General features: G+C 72.6%; 21 protein-coding genes and 1 pseudogene. 21 read left to right on the top strand and 1 reads right to left on the bottom strand.

Annotated features, from left to right (window positions below):
- The first annotated feature begins 2 nt into the window (after positions 1 to 2).
- The 12 genes and pseudogenes from rplS to ABD363_RS17005 all read left to right on the top strand — a co-directional run bounded on the left by rplS (position 3) and on the right by ABD363_RS17005 (position 10,027).
- A complete protein-coding gene (gene rplS, locus ABD363_RS16950) occupies positions 3 to 353 on the top strand; it encodes a 50S ribosomal protein L19 (RefSeq protein ID WP_344604267.1) in 351 nt (116 codons plus the stop codon).
- 45 nt (positions 354 to 398) lie between these two features.
- On the top strand, positions 399 to 1,115 hold the full coding sequence (gene lepB, locus ABD363_RS16955; protein WP_344604269.1) for a signal peptidase I: 717 nt from the start codon (positions 399 to 401) through the stop codon (positions 1,113 to 1,115).
- Positions 1,108 to 2,193, top strand: a pseudogene (gene lepB, locus ABD363_RS16960) (signal peptidase I); the annotation flags it as partial. The gene lepB (ABD363_RS16955) and the pseudogene lepB (ABD363_RS16960), both read left to right, overlap by 8 nt.
- Positions 2,084 to 3,067: a signal peptidase I gene (gene lepB / locus ABD363_RS16965; RefSeq protein WP_344604271.1), complete on the top strand. Its 984-nt coding sequence runs from the start codon at positions 2,084 to 2,086 to the stop codon at positions 3,065 to 3,067. The pseudogene lepB (ABD363_RS16960) and the gene lepB (ABD363_RS16965), both read left to right, overlap by 110 nt.
- Positions 3,068 to 3,232: 165 nt before the next feature.
- The gene (lepB, locus tag ABD363_RS16970) at positions 3,233 to 4,009 is read left to right on the top strand and encodes a signal peptidase I (protein ID WP_344604273.1); all 777 of its coding nucleotides are present in this window, start codon (positions 3,233 to 3,235) and stop codon (positions 4,007 to 4,009) included.
- Complete coding sequence (locus ABD363_RS16975; RefSeq protein WP_344604275.1) at positions 3,999 to 4,523, top strand: NUDIX hydrolase; 525 nt, start codon at positions 3,999 to 4,001, stop codon at positions 4,521 to 4,523. Before lepB (ABD363_RS16970) ends, ABD363_RS16975 begins: the two co-directional genes overlap by 11 nt.
- Before the next feature lie 56 nt (positions 4,524 to 4,579).
- On the top strand, positions 4,580 to 4,888 hold the full coding sequence (locus tag ABD363_RS16980) for a DUF2469 domain-containing protein (RefSeq protein ID WP_003993268.1): 309 nt from the start codon (positions 4,580 to 4,582) through the stop codon (positions 4,886 to 4,888).
- A gap of 234 nt (positions 4,889 to 5,122) precedes the next feature.
- Positions 5,123 to 5,485, top strand: coding sequence for a YraN family protein (locus ABD363_RS16985; RefSeq protein WP_344604277.1), 363 nt, complete (start codon positions 5,123 to 5,125; stop codon positions 5,483 to 5,485).
- On the top strand, positions 5,485 to 7,110 hold the full coding sequence (locus ABD363_RS16990) for a YifB family Mg chelatase-like AAA ATPase (protein ID WP_344604279.1): 1,626 nt from the start codon (positions 5,485 to 5,487) through the stop codon (positions 7,108 to 7,110). Before ABD363_RS16985 ends, ABD363_RS16990 begins: the two co-directional genes overlap by 1 nt.
- Positions 7,107 to 8,267, top strand: a complete 1,161-nt coding sequence (gene dprA, locus ABD363_RS16995; protein WP_344604281.1) for a DNA-processing protein DprA — start codon at positions 7,107 to 7,109, stop codon at positions 8,265 to 8,267. The genes ABD363_RS16990 and dprA overlap by 4 nt, the downstream gene beginning before the upstream one ends.
- Positions 8,268 to 8,553: 286 nt before the next feature.
- On the top strand, positions 8,554 to 9,396 hold the full coding sequence (gene whiG / locus ABD363_RS17000) for an RNA polymerase sigma factor WhiG (RefSeq protein ID WP_344604283.1): 843 nt from the start codon (positions 8,554 to 8,556) through the stop codon (positions 9,394 to 9,396).
- Positions 9,397 to 9,469: 73 nt separating this feature from the next.
- Positions 9,470 to 10,027 (top strand): TetR/AcrR family transcriptional regulator, encoded by a 558-nt coding sequence (locus tag ABD363_RS17005; protein ID WP_344604364.1) that lies wholly within the window; start codon positions 9,470 to 9,472, stop codon positions 10,025 to 10,027.
- Between the two features lie 127 nt (positions 10,028 to 10,154).
- On the opposite strand, the gene ABD363_RS17010 is transcribed toward ABD363_RS17005, so the two are convergent.
- Complete coding sequence (locus ABD363_RS17010) at positions 10,155 to 10,748, bottom strand: murein hydrolase activator EnvC family protein (RefSeq protein WP_344604285.1); 594 nt, start codon at positions 10,746 to 10,748, stop codon at positions 10,155 to 10,157.
- Between the two features lie 274 nt (positions 10,749 to 11,022).
- On the opposite strand from ABD363_RS17010, the gene rpsB reads away from it, so the two are divergent.
- From rpsB to ABD363_RS17055, 9 genes are all read left to right on the top strand, one after another.
- Complete coding sequence (gene rpsB, locus ABD363_RS17015) at positions 11,023 to 11,889, top strand: 30S ribosomal protein S2 (RefSeq protein ID WP_344604287.1); 867 nt, start codon at positions 11,023 to 11,025, stop codon at positions 11,887 to 11,889.
- A gap of 194 nt (positions 11,890 to 12,083) precedes the next feature.
- Positions 12,084 to 12,920 carry a translation elongation factor Ts gene (gene tsf, locus ABD363_RS17020; protein WP_344604289.1) on the top strand — a complete coding sequence of 279 codons (837 nt, stop codon included), beginning with the start codon at positions 12,084 to 12,086 and terminating at the stop codon, positions 12,918 to 12,920.
- A 191-nt stretch (positions 12,921 to 13,111) separates the two neighbouring features.
- Positions 13,112 to 13,870, top strand: a complete 759-nt coding sequence (gene pyrH, locus ABD363_RS17025) for a UMP kinase (RefSeq protein WP_344604291.1) — start codon at positions 13,112 to 13,114, stop codon at positions 13,868 to 13,870.
- 182 nt (positions 13,871 to 14,052) lie between these two features.
- Positions 14,053 to 14,610 (top strand): ribosome recycling factor, encoded by a 558-nt coding sequence (frr, locus tag ABD363_RS17030; RefSeq protein ID WP_344604293.1) that lies wholly within the window; start codon positions 14,053 to 14,055, stop codon positions 14,608 to 14,610.
- Positions 14,610 to 15,743: a phosphatidate cytidylyltransferase gene (locus ABD363_RS17035; protein WP_344604295.1), complete on the top strand. Its 1,134-nt coding sequence runs from the start codon at positions 14,610 to 14,612 to the stop codon at positions 15,741 to 15,743. The genes frr and ABD363_RS17035 overlap by 1 nt, the downstream gene beginning before the upstream one ends.
- A 160-nt stretch (positions 15,744 to 15,903) precedes the next feature.
- Positions 15,904 to 17,010 carry a dual-specificity RNA methyltransferase RlmN gene (gene rlmN / locus ABD363_RS17040; RefSeq protein WP_344604297.1) on the top strand — a complete coding sequence of 369 codons (1,107 nt, stop codon included), beginning with the start codon at positions 15,904 to 15,906 and terminating at the stop codon, positions 17,008 to 17,010.
- 220 nt (positions 17,011 to 17,230) lie between these two features.
- Positions 17,231 to 18,310 (top strand): thiamine ABC transporter substrate-binding protein, encoded by a 1,080-nt coding sequence (locus tag ABD363_RS17045; RefSeq protein ID WP_344604299.1) that lies wholly within the window; start codon positions 17,231 to 17,233, stop codon positions 18,308 to 18,310.
- The gene (locus ABD363_RS17050) at positions 18,286 to 19,950 is read left to right on the top strand and encodes an ABC transporter permease (protein ID WP_344604366.1); all 1,665 of its coding nucleotides are present in this window, start codon (positions 18,286 to 18,288) and stop codon (positions 19,948 to 19,950) included. The genes ABD363_RS17045 and ABD363_RS17050 overlap by 25 nt, the downstream gene beginning before the upstream one ends.
- Positions 19,951 to 19,952: 2 nt before the next feature.
- On the top strand, positions 19,953 to 20,972 hold the full coding sequence (locus ABD363_RS17055; RefSeq protein WP_344604301.1) for an ABC transporter ATP-binding protein: 1,020 nt from the start codon (positions 19,953 to 19,955) through the stop codon (positions 20,970 to 20,972).
- Positions 20,973 to 21,076 lie beyond the last annotated feature (104 nt).

A 21,076-nucleotide genomic window follows, 5' to 3' on the forward strand; every position in this document is an offset into this window, starting at 1 on the left:
AAATGTCCCACCTGCTCGACACCGTCGACGCCGCGTCGCTGCGCAGCGACATCCCGGACTTCCGCCCGGGCGACACCGTCAACGTCCACGTCCGCGTCATCGAGGGCAACCGCTCCCGTGTGCAGCAGTTCAAGGGCGTGGTCATCCGCCGCCAGGGCTCCGGCGTGCGCGAGACCTTCACGGTCCGCAAGGTCTCCTTCTCCGTCGGCGTCGAGCGCACCTTCCCGGTGCACACCCCGATCGTGGAGAAGATCGAGCTCGTCACCCGGGGTGACGTGCGCCGCGCCAAGCTGTACTACCTGCGCGAGCTGCGCGGCAAGGCGGCGAAGATCAAGGAGAAGCGCGAGAGCTGAGCGCTCTCCGGGGTTCACGGCGGGGCCGGATAGCATCTGGCCCCGATGGACACCGAAGCACAGCCGACGGAGCGCGACCGCTCCTCCCGCCCCTCCGGCTCCGAGGAGATCCCGGAGCCCGAGGGGCCGGGGGGACGGTCGCGTTTCGCGTTGGCGGCGCGGACCGCCGATCGGCTCCCGGGCGGCGGGATCTCCCTGACCCTGCTGGTCTGCCTGCTGTTCCTGCTGCTGTTCAGCACGTTCGTGGCGCAGCCGTTCCAGATTCCCAGCGGATCCATGGAGCGCGGACTGAGGATCGGCGACCGCGTCCTCGTGAACAAGCTGGCGTACCGTTTCGGTGCCGAGCCGCACCGCGGCGACATCGTCGTCTTCGACGGCACCGGCACCTTCGGGCACGGCGACTACGTCAAGCGCGTCGTCGGCACGGGGGGAGACCACGTGGTCTGCTGCGACAGGGAGGGGAGGATCGAGGTGAACGGCCGGTCGGTCGACGAGTCGGCCTTCCTGTACCCCGGTGACAGCCCGTCCACCGTGCGCTTCGACGTCGTCGTGCCGGACGGCACCCTCTTCGTCCTGGGCGACCACCGCAGCGACTCCAGCGACTCGCGCGACCACCTGGGCTCGCCGGGCGGCGGCATGGTCCCCGTCGACGACGTCATCGGCCGCGCCGAGGCGATCGTGTGGCCGCTCGGCCACGCCACCCGGCTGCGCCGGCCCGACGCCTACGCGCGCGTGCCCGCCGCGGAGGGCGCCCATGGGTAACCGCGGCAAACCGCGCGGGGCGCCGGCCGGCCCCGCGGAGCACCCGCCGCCCGCCGGGGCCCGGCGCGCCGGCGGCCCGGCCCGCGGCCGCACCCGCGCGGAGCGGCGCAGACTGCAGCGCAAGGTCAAGCGGCGCCGCAGGCGCAGCGCGGTCAAGGAGATCCCCCTGCTCGTCGGCGTCGCCGTCCTCATAGCGCTCGTTCTGAAGACGTTCCTCCTCCAGGCCTTCGTCATCCCGTCGGGTTCCATGGAGCAGACGATCCGGATCGGCGACCGGGTGCTGGTGGACAAGCTCACCCCGTGGTTCGGCGCCAGGCCGCAGCGCGGGGACGTCGTCGTCTTCCGCGACCCCGGCGGCTGGCTCCAGGACGAGCAGCCCGCCGGGAAGGACGACCCGGTCGTCGTCAGGCAGGCCAAGGAGGCGCTCACCTTCATCGGCCTGCTGCCGTCCGAGGACGAGCAGGACCTGATCAAACGGGTCGTCGGCGTCGGCGGGGACCGCGTCATGTGCTGTGACGCACAGGGGCGGGTCACCGTCAACGGCGTTCCCCTGAACGAGGACTACCTGTACCCCGGCAACGCCCCGTCCGCGACGCGGTTCGACGTCACCGTCCCCGAGGGGCGCCTGTGGGTGATGGGCGACCACCGGTCCAACTCCGCCGACTCGCGCTCCCACCAGGACACCGGCCACGGCGGCACGGTCTCCGAGGACGGCGTGGTGGGACGGGCCATGGTGATCGCCTGGCCGATGGACCACTGGAGCACGCTGCGGGAGCCGGAAACCTACGCGGCCGTGTCCGACTCGGCCGCCGGGTCGGCCGCTGCTCCCCGGCTGTCGCATAGGGTTGCCTCCGACGATTCGAACAGAATGATCCAGCTCCCGAGCCCTGCGGAACTCCCGCTCGTTATGGGAGTGGTGGGCCTGCGCCGCATACGGGGCAGGCGGCGGCACAGAGTAAGGAGTTGGCGTGGGGGATGTGGCGGTTGGCGCACGGTCCGGACACGACGGAGAGGAACACCGTGGACGCCCCGGGGAGGCGGCCCCCCCGGCCGCGGACGGCGCCGTCGCCTCAGGGAACGACTCCAAGGCGGCCGAGGACGGCACGATGACGGACGAACAGACCAGGGGCGAGGGCGGACGGGAACCGGACCGGACGTCCTCCCGGCAGAGGAAGCAGCGTTCCTTCTGGAAGGAGCTGCCCATCCTGATCGGTATCGCGCTGGTGCTGGCGCTGCTGATCAAGACGTTCCTGGTGCAGGCGTTCTCGATCCCCTCCGACTCGATGCAGAACACCCTCCAGCAGGGTGACCGGGTCCTGGTGGACAAGCTCACCCCGTGGTTCGGCTCCGAGCCCGAGCGCGGCGAGGTCGTCGTCTTCCACGACCCCGACGACTGGCTGGCGGGCGAGCCGACCACCGAGCCGAACGCGCTGCAGACCTTCCTCAGCTGGATCGGCCTGATGCCGTCCCCGTCGGAGAAGGACCTGATCAAGCGGGTCGTCGGGGTCGGCGGCGACACGGTCGAGTGCAGGAACACCGGCCCGCTGAGGGTCAACGGCAAGGCGCTGAACGAGCCGTACGTCTACCCCGGCAACACGCCGTGCAGCATGGACGACCAGGGCGGCCAGTTCAAGGTGAAGGTGCCCGAGGGCTACATCTGGGTCATGGGCGATCACCGGCAGAACTCGCGGGACTCGCGCTACAACCAGTCCGACCGGCACAGCGGCATGGTTCCGGTGAAGGAGGTCGTCGGACGGGCCGTCGTCATCGCCTGGCCGGTCACCCGCTGGAGCACCCTGCCGGTTCCGCCCACGTTCGACCAGCCCGGCCTGGACGAGCAGGCGTCGGCGGCCGCCGCCCTGACGGTCGCGCCCCAGGGACTCGCCCTCGTCGGCGTGGTGCCGGTGGCGCTGTGGCGCCGCCGGCGGATCACGGTGGCGAACACGCGCTGAGGAAGCGTCTTCGGACGGGGCCGGGCAGCGGTGCGCGCCGTACCGCCCGCTCCCGGCCGTTTCCCCCGGCTGCGGCCGGTCCCGCGAGGGCCGCGCGGAGCGCGTGGCCCGGTTCCCGCCGGGAGGGCTGACCGGGTCGGGTACCGCCGGGTAGGGTGCGGATCCATGGGTGGTGAGAGCACGACGCGTACGGCCCCGCGCGGCGGCGGCACGAACACGGGCCCGGCGGGCGGCCGGACCGGACAGCGGCTGTCCGGGCTGGCCGTCGCGCTGGGCCTGGTGATGTTCCTCGGCGGGTTCGCCTGGGGGGCGGTGCTCTACCGGCCGTACACCGTGCCGACCAGCTCCATGACGCCGACGATCGACGCGGGCGACCGGGTGCTGGCGCAGCGGATCGACGGCGACGCGGTCCGGCGCGGCGACGTCGTGGTCTTCAAGGACGCGACCTGGGCCGACGCGCCGATGGTCAAGCGCGTGGTGGCCGTCGGCGGCGACACCGTCTCCTGCTGCCAGGACGGCAGGCTGCGGGTCAACGGCAAGGAGATCGACGAGCCGTACCTGCCCGAGGGCACGCCGGCCGAGCTCGGCGACTTCCCGGCGGTGACCGTCCCCGAGGGGCGGCTGTTCCTGCTCGGCGACGAGCGGGACACCTCCGTGGACTCCACCGCCCACCTCACGGACGCCGCCGGCGGCACGGTGTCGCGCGACGCCGTGGACGGCCGGGTCGACGCCGTCGTCTGGCCCATGGGCGGCATGCTGGAGCGGCCCACCGGTTTCCGGGCGATCGGCGCGCTCTCCTCGCCGGGACCGCTGCGCACGATCGTCGCGCTGGTGGTCGCCGGGGCCGTGCTGATCTTCGCCGGGGCCGCGTACGGCCCCCTCGCCCAGCGGATCGGAGCCGCCCGCGGCCGGGCGAGGACGGAGCCCGCCGGTGCCCGCTGAGGCGACGCGGACGGGCCAGGACGCGTACGAGGGCGGACTGCGCAAGGTGGCCCGGGTGGTGCTGCTCGATCCGCAGGACCGCATCCTGCTGCTGCACGGCCACGAGCCGGACGACCCGGCCGACGACTGGTGGTTCACGCCCGGCGGCGGAGTGGAGGGCGACGAGACCCGTGAACAGGCCGCTCTGCGGGAACTCGCCGAGGAGACCGGCATCACCGAGGTCGAGCTCGGCCCGGTGCTGTGGCGGCGGAGGTGTTCCTTCCCGTTCGCGGGCCGCCGCTGGGACCAGGACGAGTGGTACTACCTGGCCCGGACCGCCCGGACGGCGACCACGGCAGCGGGCCTGACCGAGCTGGAGCGGCGCAGTGTCGCCGGAGCGCGCTGGTGGACGTGTCAGGAACTGACCGGGACACATGAGACGGTGTATCCGACCAGACTCGCCGAGCTGCTGCGCACGCTGCTCGACGAAGGTCCTCCCGCCCGGCCCGTGACCCTGGACACGGAAATCGTCTAGGGGTTCACGGGACTGGCGCACAATGGTGGGACCGCACGGCTGAAGGGGAACATGCCATGAGCGCCGAGGACCTCGAGAAGTACGAGACCGAGATGGAGCTCAAGCTCTACCGGGAGTACCGCGATGTCGTCGGTCTGTTCAAATACGTGATCGAGACCGAGCGGCGCTTCTATCTGACCAACGACTACGAGATGCAGGTGCACTCGGTCCAGGGCGAGGTGTTCTTCGAGGTGTCCATGGCGGACGCCTGGGTGTGGGACATGTACCGGCCGGCTCGCTTCGTGAAGCAGGTGCGTGTCCTCACGTTCAAGGACGTGAACATCGAGGAGTTGAACAAGAGCGATCTGGAGCTGCCGAGCGGGTGAGGCCTCCCGGCCGTGAACACGCGCTTCCGGATCGTGGGCGAGCGCTTCCGCGAAGTGGAAGCGCGCCTCCGGGTCGTGGATGTGCGCTTCCGGGCCGCGGGTGGCCCTCCCCGGGCCGCGGGCCCGGACGTCGCTCGTACGGGTGGCGGAGTTGTCCACAACCGCGGACCCGTCCACCAAGATCCCACGGCTCGCTGAGCCGCCCTCATCGTTGGCGCCGGAGGTGGTGCCGAGATGAACGCACGAGGTGCGATGGGCAGGTACGGCGAGGACCTGGCCGCGCGGCGGCTGGGCGAGGCCGGGATGACGGTCCTGGAGCGCAACTGGCGCTGCGGCAGGACCGGCGAGATCGACATCGTGGCACGGGACGGGGACGTCCTGGTCGTCTGCGAGGTGAAGACCCGCAGGGACGGCGGCTTCGAACACCCCATGGCGGCGGTGACCCCGCGGAAGGCGGAGCGGCTCAGGCGCCTCGCCGAGCGCTGGATCCAGGCCCACGGAGGAGCGCCGCCCGGCGGGGTGCGCATCGACCTGGTCGGCGTGGTCCTCCCGCAGCGCGGCGCGCCCGTGGTCGAGCACGCACGGGGGGTGGCGTGATGGGTTTCGCGCGCACGTGCTCCGTGGCACTGGTCGGTGTCGAGGGCGTGGTGGTCGAGGTCCAGGCCGACCTGGAACCGGGCGTGGCCGCCTTCACCCTGGTCGGGCTCCCGGACAAGAGCCTGACGGAGAGCCGGGACCGGGTGCGGGCGGCGGTGGTGAACTCGGGGGCGTCCTGGCCGCAGAAGAAGCTGACGGTGGGGCTGAGCCCGGCGTCCGTGCCGAAGGCGGGCAGCGGCTTCGACCTGGCGGTCGCCTGCGCGGTCCTCGGCGCCGCCGAACGGATCGACCCGGAGGTGCTCGCCGACATCGTGATGATCGGGGAGCTGGGCCTGGACGGGCGGGTACGGCCCGTCCGGGGCATCCTGCCGGCGGTGCTGGCCGCGGCGGACGCGGGCTGCGAGCAGGTGGTCGTGCCGGAATGCGCGGCCGCCGAGGCCTCCCTGGTCCCCGGCGTGTCCGTGCTGGGCGTCCGCAGCCTGCGCCAGCTGATCGCCGTCCTCGCCGACGAACCCGTGCCCGACGAGGAACGGGACGGACCGGGCCGCCCGGACCCGCTTCTCACCGGTCTCCGGGCGCCCGGCACGGGCGTGGCCACGGGGCTGCGCGGCATGGGCGCCGCGCAGCCGGACCACGGGCACGACCTCGCCGACGTCGTCGGCCAGATCTCGGCGCGCACCGCGGTGGAGGTGGCCGCGGCGGGCGGGCACCACCTGTTCCTGGAGGGCCCGCCGGGCGCCGGCAAGACGATGCTGGCCGAACGGCTGCCCGCCGTCCTGCCCCGGCTCGGCCGGGAGGAGTCCCTGGAGGTCACGGCGGTGCACTCGGTGGCCGGACTGCTGCCCCCGGGCAAACCCCTGATCGACGTGGCTCCCTACTGCGCCCCGCACCACTCGGCGACGATGCAGTCGCTCGTCGGCGGCGGCCCCGGCATCGCCCGGCCCGGTGCGGTGTCCCTCTCCCACCGAGGCGTCCTCTTCCTGGACGAGGCACCCGAATTCAGCGGCCACGCCCTCGACGCCCTGCGGCAGCCCCTGGAGGCGGGGCACGTCGTGATCGCGCGCAGCACGGGCGTCGTGCGCTTCCCCGCGAAGTTCCTCATGGTGCTCGCGGCCAACCCCTGCCCCTGCGGCCGTTTCTCGCAGCGGGACGGTCTCTGCGAGTGCCCGCCCTCGGCGATCCGCCGCTACCAGGCCCGGCTGTCGGGACCGCTGCTGGACCGGGTCGACCTGCGCGTGGAGGTGGACCGGGTCACGCGCACCGAACTGGCCCGGCGCGGCACCCCGGGCGAGTCCACCGCAACGGTCGCCGCGCGGGTGCGGGCGGCCCGGGAACGGGCCGCGACGCGGCTGGCCGGCACTCCGTGGCGCACCAACGGCGAGGTTCCCGGACATGAGCTGCGCAGCCGCTGGCAGGCCGCTCCCGGTGCGATGGACGAGGCGGAGCGAAGCCTGGAACGGGGCGTCCTCACCGCCCGTGGACTCGACCGCGTGCTGCGGGTCGCCTGGACCGTCGCGGACCTCGTCGGGCACGACCGGCCCGACGCGACGGACGTCGCCCTGGCGCTGCAACTGCGCACCGGCGTGCCGCGGGGCGTGCCGATGACCATCGGGGCACTGACGTGATCCCCGAGGAGGACGCGGACGGCGAGCTGCTCCGGCGGGTCTTCCTCACGCGGGTCATCGAACCCGGTGACGAGACCGGTGGGCGGTGGGTGCGGGAATGGGGGACCGGCGAGGTGGTGCGGCGGCTGCGGAACGGGGGACCGCCGTTGCCCGGGGTGAGCGGGAAACGGTGGGAAGGGCTGCGGGCGCGGGCCGAGCGGGCCGAGCCGCGCCGGGACCTCGCCGTCGCACGGCGGGCGGGCGCGCGGTTCGTCCGCCCCGGGGACGCCGAGTGGCCGGGACAGCTCGACGACCTGGGGGACGCCCGGCCCCTCGGGCTATGGGTCCGGGGCACGCCCAGTGTGCGGATGTGGGCGCTGAGGTCCGTCGCCGTCGTGGGCGCCCGGGCCTGCACCGGGTACGGGGCCCACATGGCGGCCACCCTCGCCGCCGGCCTCGCCGAACGCGGCTGGGTCGTGGTGTCCGGCGGCGCCTACGGAATCGACGGCGCCGCCCACCGGGGCGCCCTCGGCGCGCGCGGCGCCACCGTCGCGGTCCTCGCCGGCGGCGTCGACCGGCCCTACCCGCGCGGACACACCGAGTTGATCACCAGGATCGCGGAACAGGGACTGGTGATCGGTGAGCTGCCGCCGGGGGACCACCCGACACCGAGCCGGTTCGTCCTGCGGAACCGGGTGATCGCCGCGCTCACCCGGGGCACCGTGGTCGTCGAGGCCGCCTACCGCAGCGGCTCCCTGGCCACGGCACGGGCCGCGCAGCGTCTGGGCCGTCACACGATGGGAGTACCCGGTCCGGCCACCAGCGGGCTCTCCGCCGGGGTGCACGAACTCCTGCGGGGGGAGGCCGTGCTCGTCACCGACGCCGCGGAGGTCGTCGAGCTGGTCGGCGACATGGGGGAACTGGCCCCCGACCGGCACGGGCCGGTACTGCCCAGGGACCTGCTGGAGCCGTCCGCCCGCCAGGTGCTGGCCGCGCTGCCGGCCCACCGGACGGCGACGGCGGCCGAGATCGCACGCGGCGCGCAGACCAGTGCGGACGACGCGATCGCGAGACTGTACGAGCTGCGCGCACTCGGATACGTCGAACGACATGGCGACGACTGGAAGTTGACACGCCAGGCGATGAGCTCCGTCCGGGCCGGCCGGCACCCCGGCTGACCACGCCCGTTCGGCCGTCCGGGGGATCCCGACACCCTTGCGAATTCGCGCAGTTGGGTTATTCGCGGATTCCCTCCCCGCCGTGGCGGTGCCCTGTAGGGGCGTCCAGATGAACGTATCTGCGCATGGCCGGAGCGCCGTCCTTAGCGCACCGCCACGCTCCAGTCACGCTACGCTCACAAGGATTCCGACCGACGACAGACATCTCCCCACCCGGCGACAGCGCCCCAGGAACCACCAGTCCGCGACAGACACCAGTTCACGGCAGAACGGCACAAGGCGACGAATGCCCCAGCACACCTCCGGGTCCGACCGGGCGGCGATCCCCCCAGCCGCCCGCGACGGTGGCAGCGTGCGGCCGCCCGCTCCCTCGACGCTCGACGAGCTGTGGCGGTCGTACAAGGCGACGGGGGACGAGCGGCTGCGGGAGCAGCTGATCCTCCACTACTCGCCGCTCGTGAAGTACGTCGCGGGCCGGGTCGGCGTGGGCCTGCCGCCCAACGTCGAGCAGGCCGACTTCGTCTCCTCCGGGGTGTTCGGGCTGATCGACGCGATCGAGAAGTTCGACCTCGACCGGGAGATCAAGTTCGAGACGTACGCGATCACGCGGATCCGGGGCGCGATGATCGACGAACTGCGGGCACTGGACTGGATCCCCCGGTCGGTCCGGCAGAAGGCGCGCAACGTCGAGCGGGCGTACGCCACGCTGGAGGCGCGCCTCAGGCGGACGCCGACGGAGAGCGAGGTGGCCGCCGAGATGGGGATCGCGGTGGAGGAGCTCCACGCGGTCTTCAGCCAGCTGTCGCTGGCGAACGTGGTGGCCCTGGAGGAGCTGCTGCACGTCGGGGGCGAGGGCGGCGGCCGGCTGAGCCTCATGGACACGCTGGAGGACACCGCCGCCGACAACCCGGTGGAGGTGGCCGAGGACCGCGAGCTGCGGCGGTTCCTGGCCCGGGCGATCAACACGCTGCCCGAGCGGGAGAAGACCGTCGTCACGCTGTACTACTACGAGGGGCTCACGCTCGCCGAGATCGGCAACGTGCTGGGCGTCACGGAGAGCCGGGTCAGCCAGATCCACACCAAGTCCGTGCTGCAGCTGCGGGCGAAACTCTCCGGCTTCGGGCGCTGAACGGAGCAGCGACTCCCGCCGCGGATGGTCCGTCCGTAAAGTGGTCGACGTGCCAAGGATTCGAGCGGCCTCCGTGGCCGAGCACCGGTCGATGCAGCGAGCCGCCCTGCTGGACGCGGCTCGCTGCCTGCTGTCCGAGGGCGGGACGGAGGCGCTGACCTTCCCGGCCCTCGCCGAGCGGACAGGGCTCGCGCGGTCGAGCGTGTACGAGTACTTCCGGTCGCGGGCGGCCGTGGTCGAGGAGCTGTGCGAGGTCGACTTCCCGGTCTGGGCGGCGGAGGTCGAGGCCGCGATGGCCGCGGCCGACGGGCCCGAGGCGAAGGTCGAGGCGTACGTGCGCAAGCAGCTGGAACTGGTCGGTGACCGGCGGCACCGCGCCGTGGTCGCCATCTCCGCGAGTGAGCTGGACGCCGGGGCGCGGGAGAAGATCCGCGCGGCGCACGGCGGACTGGTCGCCATGGTCGTCGAGGCACTGGGGGCGGTGGGGCACGAGCAGCCCAGGCTGGCGGCGATGCTGCTGCAGGGGGTCGTGGACGCGGCGGTGCGCCGCATCGAGCTGGGCGCGGCGGAGGATCCCGCGGTGATCACGGAAGCAGCCGTGGCCATGGCGCTGCGGGGCGTGCGCGGCTGAGACCGGCCGGCTCGCCGGGGGCGCGCGGCTGCGGCCGCAGCCGCGCGGGGCCGGCACCGGGGCGCCGCCGGGCGCGGACGGCTGCGGCGGCGTGCATGCGGCCGGTGCCCGCCGGCGGTGCACCGTCTCACGGCGGCAGCGGTACGCCCAGGACCGGCAGCAGCCTCGACGGGCCCCTGCGCAGCAGCCACGGCGGCAGCAGGGAGAGCGGGTCCAGGTAGGCGTCACCCCGGCGCAGGCCCCAGTGCAGGCAGCCCCCCGGGCAGTGCGCGCCCGCCGCCTCCACCGTGCCCAGCACCTCCCCGGCGGTCACCTCCCGTCCCTTCTCCACCGACGCCCGTACCGGCTCGTACGTCGTCCGCAGGGGCGGCTCGCCCGTCCCCGTCAGTTCCACCGAGACGACCCCCCTGCCCGCCACCCGGCCGGCGAAGGACACCCTGCCGGGCGCCACCGCCCGGACCGGTGCGCCGGGCGGCGCCGCGAGGTCCGCTCCGCGATGGCCCCGGCCGTAGGGGGCGGGCGGAGGTTCCCAGGGCCGCAGGACGGCGGGGCGGGCGCCGACCGGCCATACGCGGGCGACGGCGGGCACCGCCGGGCCGCCCGGTGACGGCGGGGGACCGCCGCCCGCCGCCGCAGGCTCCGCCCCCGGCAGGGAAGCCGGCACCAGCAGCGCCAGCAGCCCCAGCCCCGCACAGACACGCACACGTCGCTTCGCTCGCATGGGGGAACCGTGCCGCGAACCGCGTGATCACGGCCGGGACCTGTGGACCATTCACCGATTGTGGACAACGGCGTCACCCGGCGCCTCGTCGGTCCCGTACACTTCTGGTGGCGACCCGGGCCACCGGGTCGACTTCGCACGCCCCGGTACGAGGCCACCACACGGCTCGTATCAGCGCCTCTCGGTCCTTCGCGGCACGGCGCACCGCGGGCGTCAGGCGCGGAAGCCGTCCGGCATCCGCGGCACAACCGGGAAACACGAGGAGAGTACGGCCATGGCCGTCGTCACGATGCGGGAGCTGCTGGAGAGCGGCGTCCACTTCGGTCACCAGACCCGCCGTTGGAACCCGAAGATGAAGCGCTTCATCTTCACCGAGCGCAACGGCATCTACATCATCGACCTGCTCCAGTCGCTGTCGTACATCGACCGCGCCTACGAGTTCGTCAAGGAGACCGTCGCCCACGGCGGCACGGTCATGTTCGTCGGTACGAAGAAGCAGGCGCAGGAGGCCATCGCCGAGCAGGCCACCCGCGTCGGCATGCCCTACGTCAACCAGCGCTGGCTGGGCGGCATGCTCACCAACTTCTCCACCGTCTACAAGCGTCTGCAGCGCCTGAAGGAGCTCGAGCAGATCGACTTCGAGGACGTCGCGTCCTCCGGTCTGACCAAGAAGGAGCTCCTGGTCCTCTCCCGCGAGAAGGCCAAGCTGGAGAAGACCCTCGGCGGTATCCGCGAGATGCAGAAGGTGCCCAGCGCCGTCTGGATCGTGGACACCAAGAAGGAGCACATCGCGGTCGGCGAGGCCCGGAAGCTCAACATCCCGGTCGTCGCCATCCTCGACACCAACTGCGACCCCGACGAGGTCGACTACAAGATCCCGGGCAACGACGACGCGATCCGCTCCGTCACCCTGCTCACCCGCGTGATCGCCGACGCCGTCGCCGAGGGTCTGATGGCCCGCTCCGGTGTCGCCGAGGCCGGCAAGGGCGAGAAGGCCGCGGGCGAGCCGCTCGCCGAGTGGGAGCGCGACCTGCTCGAGGGCGAGAAGAAGGCCGACGAGGCTGAGAAGCCGGCCGAGGCCGAGCAGGCCGCCGAGGCTCCGGCTGCCGAGGCTCCGGCCGCCGAGGCCGAGCAGGCCTGACCGACCCGTCAGCGTCAGTGATGACGGCGGGAGCGGCGACATGATCCTCCCCTGCCCCGGGGCAGGGGAGGCGTCCCCACCGCTCCCGCCGTTCACCCGTAGGTCGGCGGCGCGTCACGGCCCTACAGCTTCATAGAGGCCGCGGACCCCGCAGATCTTCGATCTTCCAGACTTCGAGAAAGATTCACAGACTCATGGCGAACTACACCGCCGCCGACGTCAAGAAGCTCCGCGAGCTCACCGGCGCCGGCATGATGGACTGCAAGAAGGCGCTGGACGAGGCCGAGGGCAACGTCGAGAAGGCCGTCGAGGCGCTCCGCATCAAGGGCCAGAAGGGCGTCGCCAAGCGCGAGGGCCGCTCCGCCGAGAACGGCGCCGTCGTCTCGATCATCGCCGACGACAACTCCTCCGGCGTCCTGGTCGAGCTGAAGTGCGAGACGGACTTCGTCGCCAAGGGTGAGAAGTTCCAGGCCGTCGCCAAGGCCATCGCCGAGCACGTCGCGAAGACCTCCCCGGCCGACATCGAGGCCCTGCTCTCCTCCGAGATCGAGCCCGGCAAGACCGTCCAGGCGTTCGTGGACGAGGCCAACGCCAACCTCGGCGAGAAGATCGTCCTGGACCGCTTCGCGCAGTTCTCCGACGGTTTCGTGACCGCCTACATGCACCGCACGATGCCCGACCTGCCCCCGCAGATCGGTGTCCTCGTCGAGTTCGACAAGCCGAACGCCGAGGTCGCCAAGGGCGTCGCCCAGCACATCGCCGCCTTCGCGCCGAAGTACCTCTCCAAGGAGGACGTCCCGGCCGAGGTCGTCGAGGCCGAGCGCCGCATCGCCGAGGAGACCACCCGCGCCGAGGGCAAGCCCGAGGCCGCCCTGCCGAAGATCGTCGAGGGTCGCCTCAACGGCTTCTTCAAGGACGCCACGCTGCTCGGCCAGCCGTACGCGCTGGACAACAAGAAGTCCGTCCAGAAGGTGCTGGACGAGGCCGGTGTCACCCTGAAGCGCTTCGTGCGCATCAAGGTCGGCATCTGAGTCCGTCCCGTGACGGGCGCGCGACCCCGATAGGGTCGACAGCGGTCGTCCGGGTACGCGGTCGAGCACGCGCGCGTGCCGGACGACAGCAGATCTGACGAGGAGGCCATTGCCGCGCATGGGATGCGAACCACGCCCCACCGGCAATGGCCTTCTTCGTATGTGCAACACGTAACAGAGGCGGGATCTCCATGACCACCAAGGCCGAGAAGAGCGACGACGGCAAAGTGCGCGGCCGGTTTCTGCTGAAGCTGTCCGGAGAGGCCTTCTCCGGCGGCGGGGGCCTGGGCGTCGACCCCGACGTGGTGCACGCCATCGCGCGCGAGATCGCGGCCGTCGTACGGGACGGCGCGCAGATCGCGGTCGTCATCGGCGGCGGCAACTTCTTCCGCGGCGCCGAACTGCAGCAGCGTGGCATGGACCGGGCCCGCTCCGACTACATGGGCATGCTCGGCACCGTGATGAACTGCCTCGCCCTGCAGGACTTCCTGGAGAAGGAGGGCGTCGACTGCCGCGTGCAGACCGCCATCACCATGGGGCAGGTCGCCGAGCCGTACATCCCGCTGCGCGCCGTGCGCCATCTGGAGAAGGGCCGCGTGGTCATCTTCGGCGCGGGCATGGGCATGCCGTACTTCTCCACCGACACCACCGCCGCGCAGCGCGCCCTGGAGATCGACGCCGAGGCACTGCTGATGGGCAAGAACGGGGTCGACGGGGTCTACGACTCCGACCCCAAGACCAACCCCGACGCCGTGAAGTTCGACCACCTCGGCTACGGCGAGGTCATCACGCGCGACCTGCGGGTCGCCGACGCCACGGCCATCACGCTGTGCCGCGACAACAAGCTCCCGATCGTGGTCTTCGAACTTCTGGCGGAGGGCAATATCGCCCGCGCCGTCAAGGGTGAGAAGATCGGCACGCTGGTGGGTGACCAGGGCAGCCGGAACTGACCGGTGAACCGTCCCGTCCACCGGACGCCACCTGTCCGGGGGACGGGCGGGACGGCTCCGGGCCGGGGGATGGACAATGTCCTGCCGGTCGGGAACCGTGCAGGAAGAAGACGCGACGCAGCCGGCCGCCGCCCCGAAGAGGAACCGCAGCCGGGCCTACTCAAGACACGCAGGAGCAAGTGGTGATCGAAGAGACCCTCCTCGAGGCCGAGGAGAAGATGGAGAAGGCCGTCGTGGTCGCCAAGGAGGACTTCGCCGCGATCCGCACCGGCCGTGCGCACCCGGCGATGTTCAACAAGATCGTGGCCGATTACTACGGCGCGCCGACGCCGATCAACCAGCTGGCCTCGTTCTCCGTGCCCGAGCCGCGCATGGCCGTGGTGACCCCCTTCGACAAGAGCGCGCTGCGCAACATCGAGCAGGCCATCCGCGACTCCGACCTGGGCGTCAACCCGAGCAACGACGGCAACATCATCCGCGTGGTGTTCCCCGAACTCACCGAGGAGCGCCGCCGCGAGTACATCAAGGTGGCCCGGCACAAGGGCGAGGAGGCCAAGATCTCCATCCGCTCCGTGCGCCGCAAGGCCAAGGACGCCATCGACAAGCTGGTCAAGGACGGCGAGGTCGGCGAGGACGAGGGCCGCCGTGCGGAGAAGGAGCTCGACGACACCACCGCGAAGTACGTCGCCCAGGTGGACGAGCTCCTGAAGCACAAGGAAGCGGAGCTGCTCGAGGTCTGATGAACGACTCTTCCTGGGGGGCGCCGCCACAAGCCGGGTACTGGGGGCCGTCCGAGCAGGGACCCGCTCCGGGGGCGGCCCCGGCGGGTCCCGCGTACGATGCGCGTGACGCGCAGCAGACTCGCCCCATGCCCATCGTGCCCGACGTACCCGACCACGGCGGAGACCAGGATGACGACCGGGGGGCCGCTCGGCTGAGCGGCCCCTTGTTCCGCGACGAGACGCACCAGACCCCGCCGGCGCAGGCCTTCGCGGCGGGGCCGCAGAATCCGGAGCCCATGCCCGACGCCTCCCAGCCGGCACCCCCGCCGCAGAAGAAGAGCGCGGGGCGCGACCTGAGCGCCGCGATAGGGGTCGGGGTCGGACTCGGCGCGGTGATCGTCGCGTCGCTGTTCATCGTCAAGGCCGTGTTCGTCGGCGTGATAGCGGTCGCCGTCGTGGTGGGCCTGTGGGAGCTGACCAAGCGGCTGGAGGAACGCAAGGGCATCAGGGCGCCGCTCGTGCCGCTCGCGGTCGGCGGCGCCGCGATGGTGGTGGCCGGGTACGTCCGGGGCGCCGAGGGCGCCTGGGTGGCGATGGCGCTGACGGCGCTCGCGGTGCTGGTCTGGCGGATGACGGAGCCGCCGGAGGGCTACCTCAAGGACGTCACGGCGGGCGTCTTCGCGGCGTTCTACGTGCCGTTCCTGGCGACGTTCGTCGCGATGATGCTGACGGCCGAGGACGGGCCGTACCGTGTGCTGACGTTCCTGTTGCTGACGGTGGTCAGCGACACCGGCGCGTACGCCGTCGGCTGGCGCTTCGGCAGGCGCAAGCTCGCCCCGCGCATCAGCCCCGGCAAGACCCGCGAGGGCCTGGTCGGCGCCGTCGCCTTCGCGATGGCGGTGGGCGCACTGTGCCTGCAGTTCCTCATCGACGACGGCACCTGGTGGCAGGGCCTGCTGCTCGGCCTCGCGGTCGCGGCCAGCGCCACGCTCGGCGACCTCGGCGAATCCATGATCAAGCGGGACCTCGGCATCAAGGACATGGGCACGCTGCTGCCCGGTCACGGCGGCATCATGGACCGGCTGGACTCGCTGCTGCCCACGGCGCCGGTGGTGTGGCTGCTGCTCGTCGTCTTCGTGGGATCCGGCTGAGCGGACACCGCCTCCGGAGCCCGGTCCGGCGGACCGCGTGAGCCCCCGCCTCGTGCAGGCGGGGGCTCTTCCGCGTCCGCGACCGGGCCGCCGCGCCGGTCCCGGGGGCGGCGGGCACCGGAACGGGCCACCGCGGACGATCTGCGACACTGGTAGGACCATGCCCAAGCCCGGAGAACTCACATTCGTCGCCCCGCGCGGAGCCAAGAAGCCGCCGCGGCACCTTGCCGACCTCACGCCCGCCGAGCGCAAGGAAGCCGTCGCCGCGATCGGCGAGAAGCCGTTTCGCGCCAGGCAGCTCTCGCAGCACTACTTCGCGCGGTACGCGCACGACCCGGAGCAGTGGACCGACATCCCGGCCGCCGCACGCCCCCGGCTCCAGGAGGCGCTGCTGCCGGAGCTGATGACGGTCGTCCGGCACCTGTCGACCGACCAGGGCACCACCCGCAAGACGCTGTGGCGGCTCTTCGACGGCACGCTCGTGGAGTCGGTGCTGATGCGCTACCCGGACCGGGTGACGATGTGCATCAGCTCCCAGGCGGGCTGCGGCATGAACTGCCCGTTCTGCGCCACCGGGCAGGCCGGCCTGGACCGGAACCTGTCCACCGCCGAGATCGTGCACCAGATCGTGGACGGGATGCGGGCGCTGAGGGACGGCGAGGTCCCCGGCGGCCCGACGCGGCTGTCCAACATCGTCTTCATGGGCATGGGCGAGCCCCTCGCCAACTACAACCGGGTCGTCGGCGCCATCCGCCGGCTCACCGACCCCGAGCCCGACGGGCTCGGGCTGTCCCAGCGCGGCATCACGGTCTCGACGGTCGGCCTCGTCCCGGCCATCCACCGCTTCGCCGACGAGGGCTTCAAGTGCCGCCTGGCCATCTCGCTGCACGCCCCCGACGACGAACTGCGCGACACCCTCGTCCCCGTCAACACCCGGTGGAAGGTGCGGGAGGTCCTGGACGCGGGCTTCGCGTACGCGGCCAAGTCCGGCCGGCGGCTGTCCATCGAGTACGCCCTCATCCGGGACATCAACGACCAGGCGTGGCGCGGCGACCGGCTCGGGCGGCTGCTCAAGGGCAGGCCCGTGCACGTCAACCTGATCCCGCTCAACCCGACGCCCGGGTCCAAGTGGACCGCCTCCCGGCCGGAGGACGAGAAGGCGTTCGTGGAGGCGATCGCCGCCCACGGGGTGCCGGTGACGATCCGGGACACCCGTGGTCAGGAGATCGACGGGGCCTGCGGTCAGCTCGCCGCGAGCGAGCGGTAATCTGACCGTCGTCGAACCACCGCAAGCACATCCGCATATTCCGACAGGGGAGCGCCACAGCGCTGAGAGTGCGGCACGGGCCGCAGACCCTCCGAACCTCGCCCAGGTCATTCTGGGTAGGGAGATCGGTCATCACTCGAGCTGTTGCGCCCTGCCCGCAGCCCCGCCAGGGGTTCCGGGCAGGGCCGCGTCTCTTCCTGGTCACCCCAGGAGGAATCCGGTGAACATCACCAAGAAGGTCACGATCCTGGCCGTCGGACTCGGTCTGGCCGGCGGCCTGGCCGGGTGCGGGTCGTCCGGCGAGCAGGCATCCGGCGGCACCCGGACCGTGACCCTCGTCAGCCACGATTCGTGGGCCGCGTCGAAGAGCGTCATCGCCGCCTTCGAGAAGGAGTCCGGCTACCGGGTCAGGGTCCTCAAGAACGGCGACGCCGGGCAGGCCGTCAACAAGGCCGTCCTGACCAAGGACAACCCGCAGGGCGACGTCTTCTTCGGCGTCGACAACACGCTGCTGTCGCGCGCCCTCGACAACGGCGTGTTCCAGCCGTACCGGCCGCAGGGCTCCGACCGGATCGAGCCGGAGTACCGCGTCGACCAGGACAAGCACCGGGTCACGCCCGTCGACACCGGCGACATCTGCGTCAACTACGACAAGGAGTACTTCGCCGAGCGCGAGCTCGACCCGCCGCGGACCTTCGACGACCTGGTCGAGCCCGCGTACAAGAACCTCCTCGTCACCGAGAACGCCGCCGCCTCCTCGCCCGGCCTCGGCTTCCTGCTCGGCACGGTCGCGGAGTACGGGGACGACGGCTGGGCGGACTACTGGAAGAAGCTCAAGGCCAACGGCGTGAAGGTGGTCGACGGCTGGGAGCAGGCCTACAACGAGGAGTTCTCCGGCTCGGCCGGCGGGAAGAAGGCGGGGGGCGACAGGCCGCTCGTCGTCTCCTACGCCTCCTCCCCGCCCGCCGAGGTCGTCTACGCCGACCCCCGGCCCGGCACGGCCCCGACCGGGGTGGCCACGGGCACCTGCTTCCGCCAGGTCGAGTACGCGGGACTGCTCGCGGGCGCGAGGAACGCCGAGGGCGGCAAGGCGTTCCTGGACTTCCTGCTCACGAAGCGGTTCCAGGAGGACATGCCGCTGAACATGTTCGTCTACCCGGTGCGCGAGGACGCGCGGGTGCCGCGGGAGTTCGCGGAGTACGGGCCGCAGGCCGAGGATCCCGAGACCATGGCCCCGGCGAGGATCGCCGGGAACCGTGACCGGTGGGTCAGGTCGTGGACCTCGCTCGTACTGAAGTGACCCGGCGCCGGACGGGGAGCGCGGCGCGGCTCGGACTGATGGCCGTGCCCGTCGCGTTCTTCGCGGTGTTCTTCGCCTACCCCGTCGCCGCGATCGTCGCGCGCGGGCTCAGGGCCGACGGGGCCTGGCACCCCGGGCGGATCGGCCAGGTGCTGGCGCAGTCCGACGTGCGGCACGTGCTGTGGTTCACCACCTGGCAGGCGCTCGTCTCCACCGCCCTCACGCTGCTGGTCGCGCTGCCCGGCGCGTACGTCTTCGCGCGCTTCGCCTTCCCGGGCAGGCAGCTCCTGCGGGCGGTGGTCACCGTCCCGTTCGTCCTGCCGACGGTCGTCGTCGGCACGGCGTTCCTGGCGCTGGCCGGGCGCGGCGGGCTGCTCGACGAGCTGTGGGGCCTGCGGCTGGACACCACCGTGTGGGCGATCCTGCTCGCGCACGTCTTCTTCAACTACGCGGTCGTCGTCCGCACCGTCGGCGGGCTGTGGGCGCAGCTCGACCCGCGGCAGGAGGAGGCCGCGCGGATGCTGGGCGCCTCACGGCTCGCGGCCTGGCGGACGGTCACCCTGCCCGCGCTCGCGCCCGCCGTGGCCGCCGCCGCGCTGATGGTCTTCCTGTTCACCTTCACCTCCTTCGGCGTCGTGCAGATCCTCGGCGGGCCCGCCTTCTCCACCCTCGAGGTCGAGATCTACCGGCAGACCTCCGAGATCTTCGACCTGTCCACGGCGGCGGTGCTGACGCTGGTCCAGTTCGCCGCGGTGGGCGCGATCCTCGCCCTGCACGCCTGGACCGTACGGCGGCGGGAGACCGCGCTGCGGCTGGTGGACGCGTCCGTGACCGCGCGCCGGCCGCGCGGGGCCGGGCAGTGGACGCTGCTGGCCGGGGTGCTCGGCACCGTCGCCGTGCTGCTCGTGCTGCCGTTGGCGGTGCTGGTCGGGCGGTCGCTGGACGCGCCCGGCCTCGGCTACTACCGGGCGCTGACCCGGCAGGACGGCGGCACGTTCCTGGTCCCGCCGATCGCCGCGGTCGGCAACTCGCTGGCGTACGCCGTCGCCGCCACCGTCATCGCCGTGCTGATCGGCGGCCTCGCCGCCGCCGCGCTCACCCGGCGGGACGCGGGCCGGTTCGTGCGCGGCTTCGACGCGCTGCTGATGCTGCCGCTCGGCGTGTCCGCGGTGACCGTCGGCTTCGGCTTCCTGATCGCGCTGGACGAGCCCCCGCTGGACCTCAGGAGCTCCTGGATCCTGGTGCCGCTCGCCCAGGCGCTGGTCGGCGTGCCCTTCGTGGTGCGGACCATGCTGCCGGTGCTGCGGGCGGTGGACCAGCGGCTGCGGGAGGCGGCGGCGGTGCTGGGGGCGTCGCCGTGGCGGGTGTGGCGGGAGGTGGACCTGCCGCTGGTGCGGCGGGCGCTGCTGGTCGCGGCCGGGTTCGCCTTTGCGGTGTCGCTGGGCGAGTTCGGGGCGACCGTGTTCCTCGCCCGGCCCGACGAGCCGACCCTGCCGGTCGCCGTGGCGCGGCTGCTGGGACGGCCGGGCGACCTCAACTACGGGCAGGCGATGGCCCTGTCGACGATTCTGATGGTGGTGTGCGCGGTGGCGCTGCTGGTGCTGGAGCGGCTGCGGACCGACCGGACCGGGGAGTTCTGAGGATGCTGCTGAGCCTGCAGGGCGCCACCGTCCGCTTCGGCGGGCGGGCGGTGCTCGACGCCGTCGACCTCGAGGTCGCCGAGCACGAGATCGTGTGCGTGCTCGGGCCCAGCGGCAGCGGCAAGTCGACGCTGCTGCGGGCGGTCGCGGGGCTGCAGCCGCTCGACGCCGGGCGGGTGCTGCTCGACGGACGGGACCAGGCGGGGGTGCCCGCGCACCGGCGCGGTCTCGGGCTGATGTTCCAGGACCACCAGCTGTTCCCGCAGCGGGACGTGGGCGGCAACGTCGCCTTCGGACTGCGGATGCAGGGGGAGCCGAGGGACCGCCGGGAGGAACGCGTCCGGGAGTTGCTGGACCTCGTCGGGCTGCCGGGCGCAGGCCGCCGGGCGGTGGCCGCGCTGTCCGGCGGGGAGCAGCAGCGGGTGGCGCTGGCGCGGGCGCTGGCGCCCCGGCCGCGGCTGCTGATGCTGGACGAGCCGCTCGGCCAGCTCGACCGCTCGCTGCGGGAGCGCCTGGTGGTCGAGTTGCGGGAGCTGTTCGGGCGGCTGGGCACCACCGTGCTCGCCGTGACGCACGACCAGGGCGAGGCCTTCGCGCTCGCCGACCGGGTGGTGGTGATGCGGGACGGGCGCATCGCCCAGGCCGGTACGCCGCTGCAGGTGTGGCAGCGCCCGGCCGACGCCTTCGTGGCCCGCTTCCTCGGCTTCGAGAACGTCGTCGAGGCGACCGTCACCGGGCAGGCCGCGAAGACCCCCTGGGGCAAGGTGCCGGTTCCGGAGAACGCCCCGCAGGGCGCGCGCACCCTGCTGGTACGGCCCGCCGGCGTGCGCCTGGTGCCCGCCGGCACGGGCCTGCGCTGCACGGTCGCCGCCCGCTCCTTCAAGGGCACGCACGTCGCCGTGCACCTGCAGCCGCAGGACGCGCCCCGGCTGGAGGCGGCGTGCCCGCTGCGGTCGGCGCCGGAGGCCGGGGACGCGGTCGGGGTGGAGTTCGACGCGGCGGAGATCGTCGTACTGGGGTGACCGGCCCACCCGCGGGGCTGACGCGCCCGGCGTGAGCGGCCCCCTCCCGCCGGCCGGCGCCGGCCCGCCGGGAGGGGGCGCGGCCCGGTCGTCCGGAACGCGTG

It is taken from the genome of Streptomyces glaucus (genome assembly GCF_039533365.1).
GTDB lineage: Bacteria > Actinomycetota > Actinomycetes > Streptomycetales > Streptomycetaceae > Streptomyces > Streptomyces glaucus.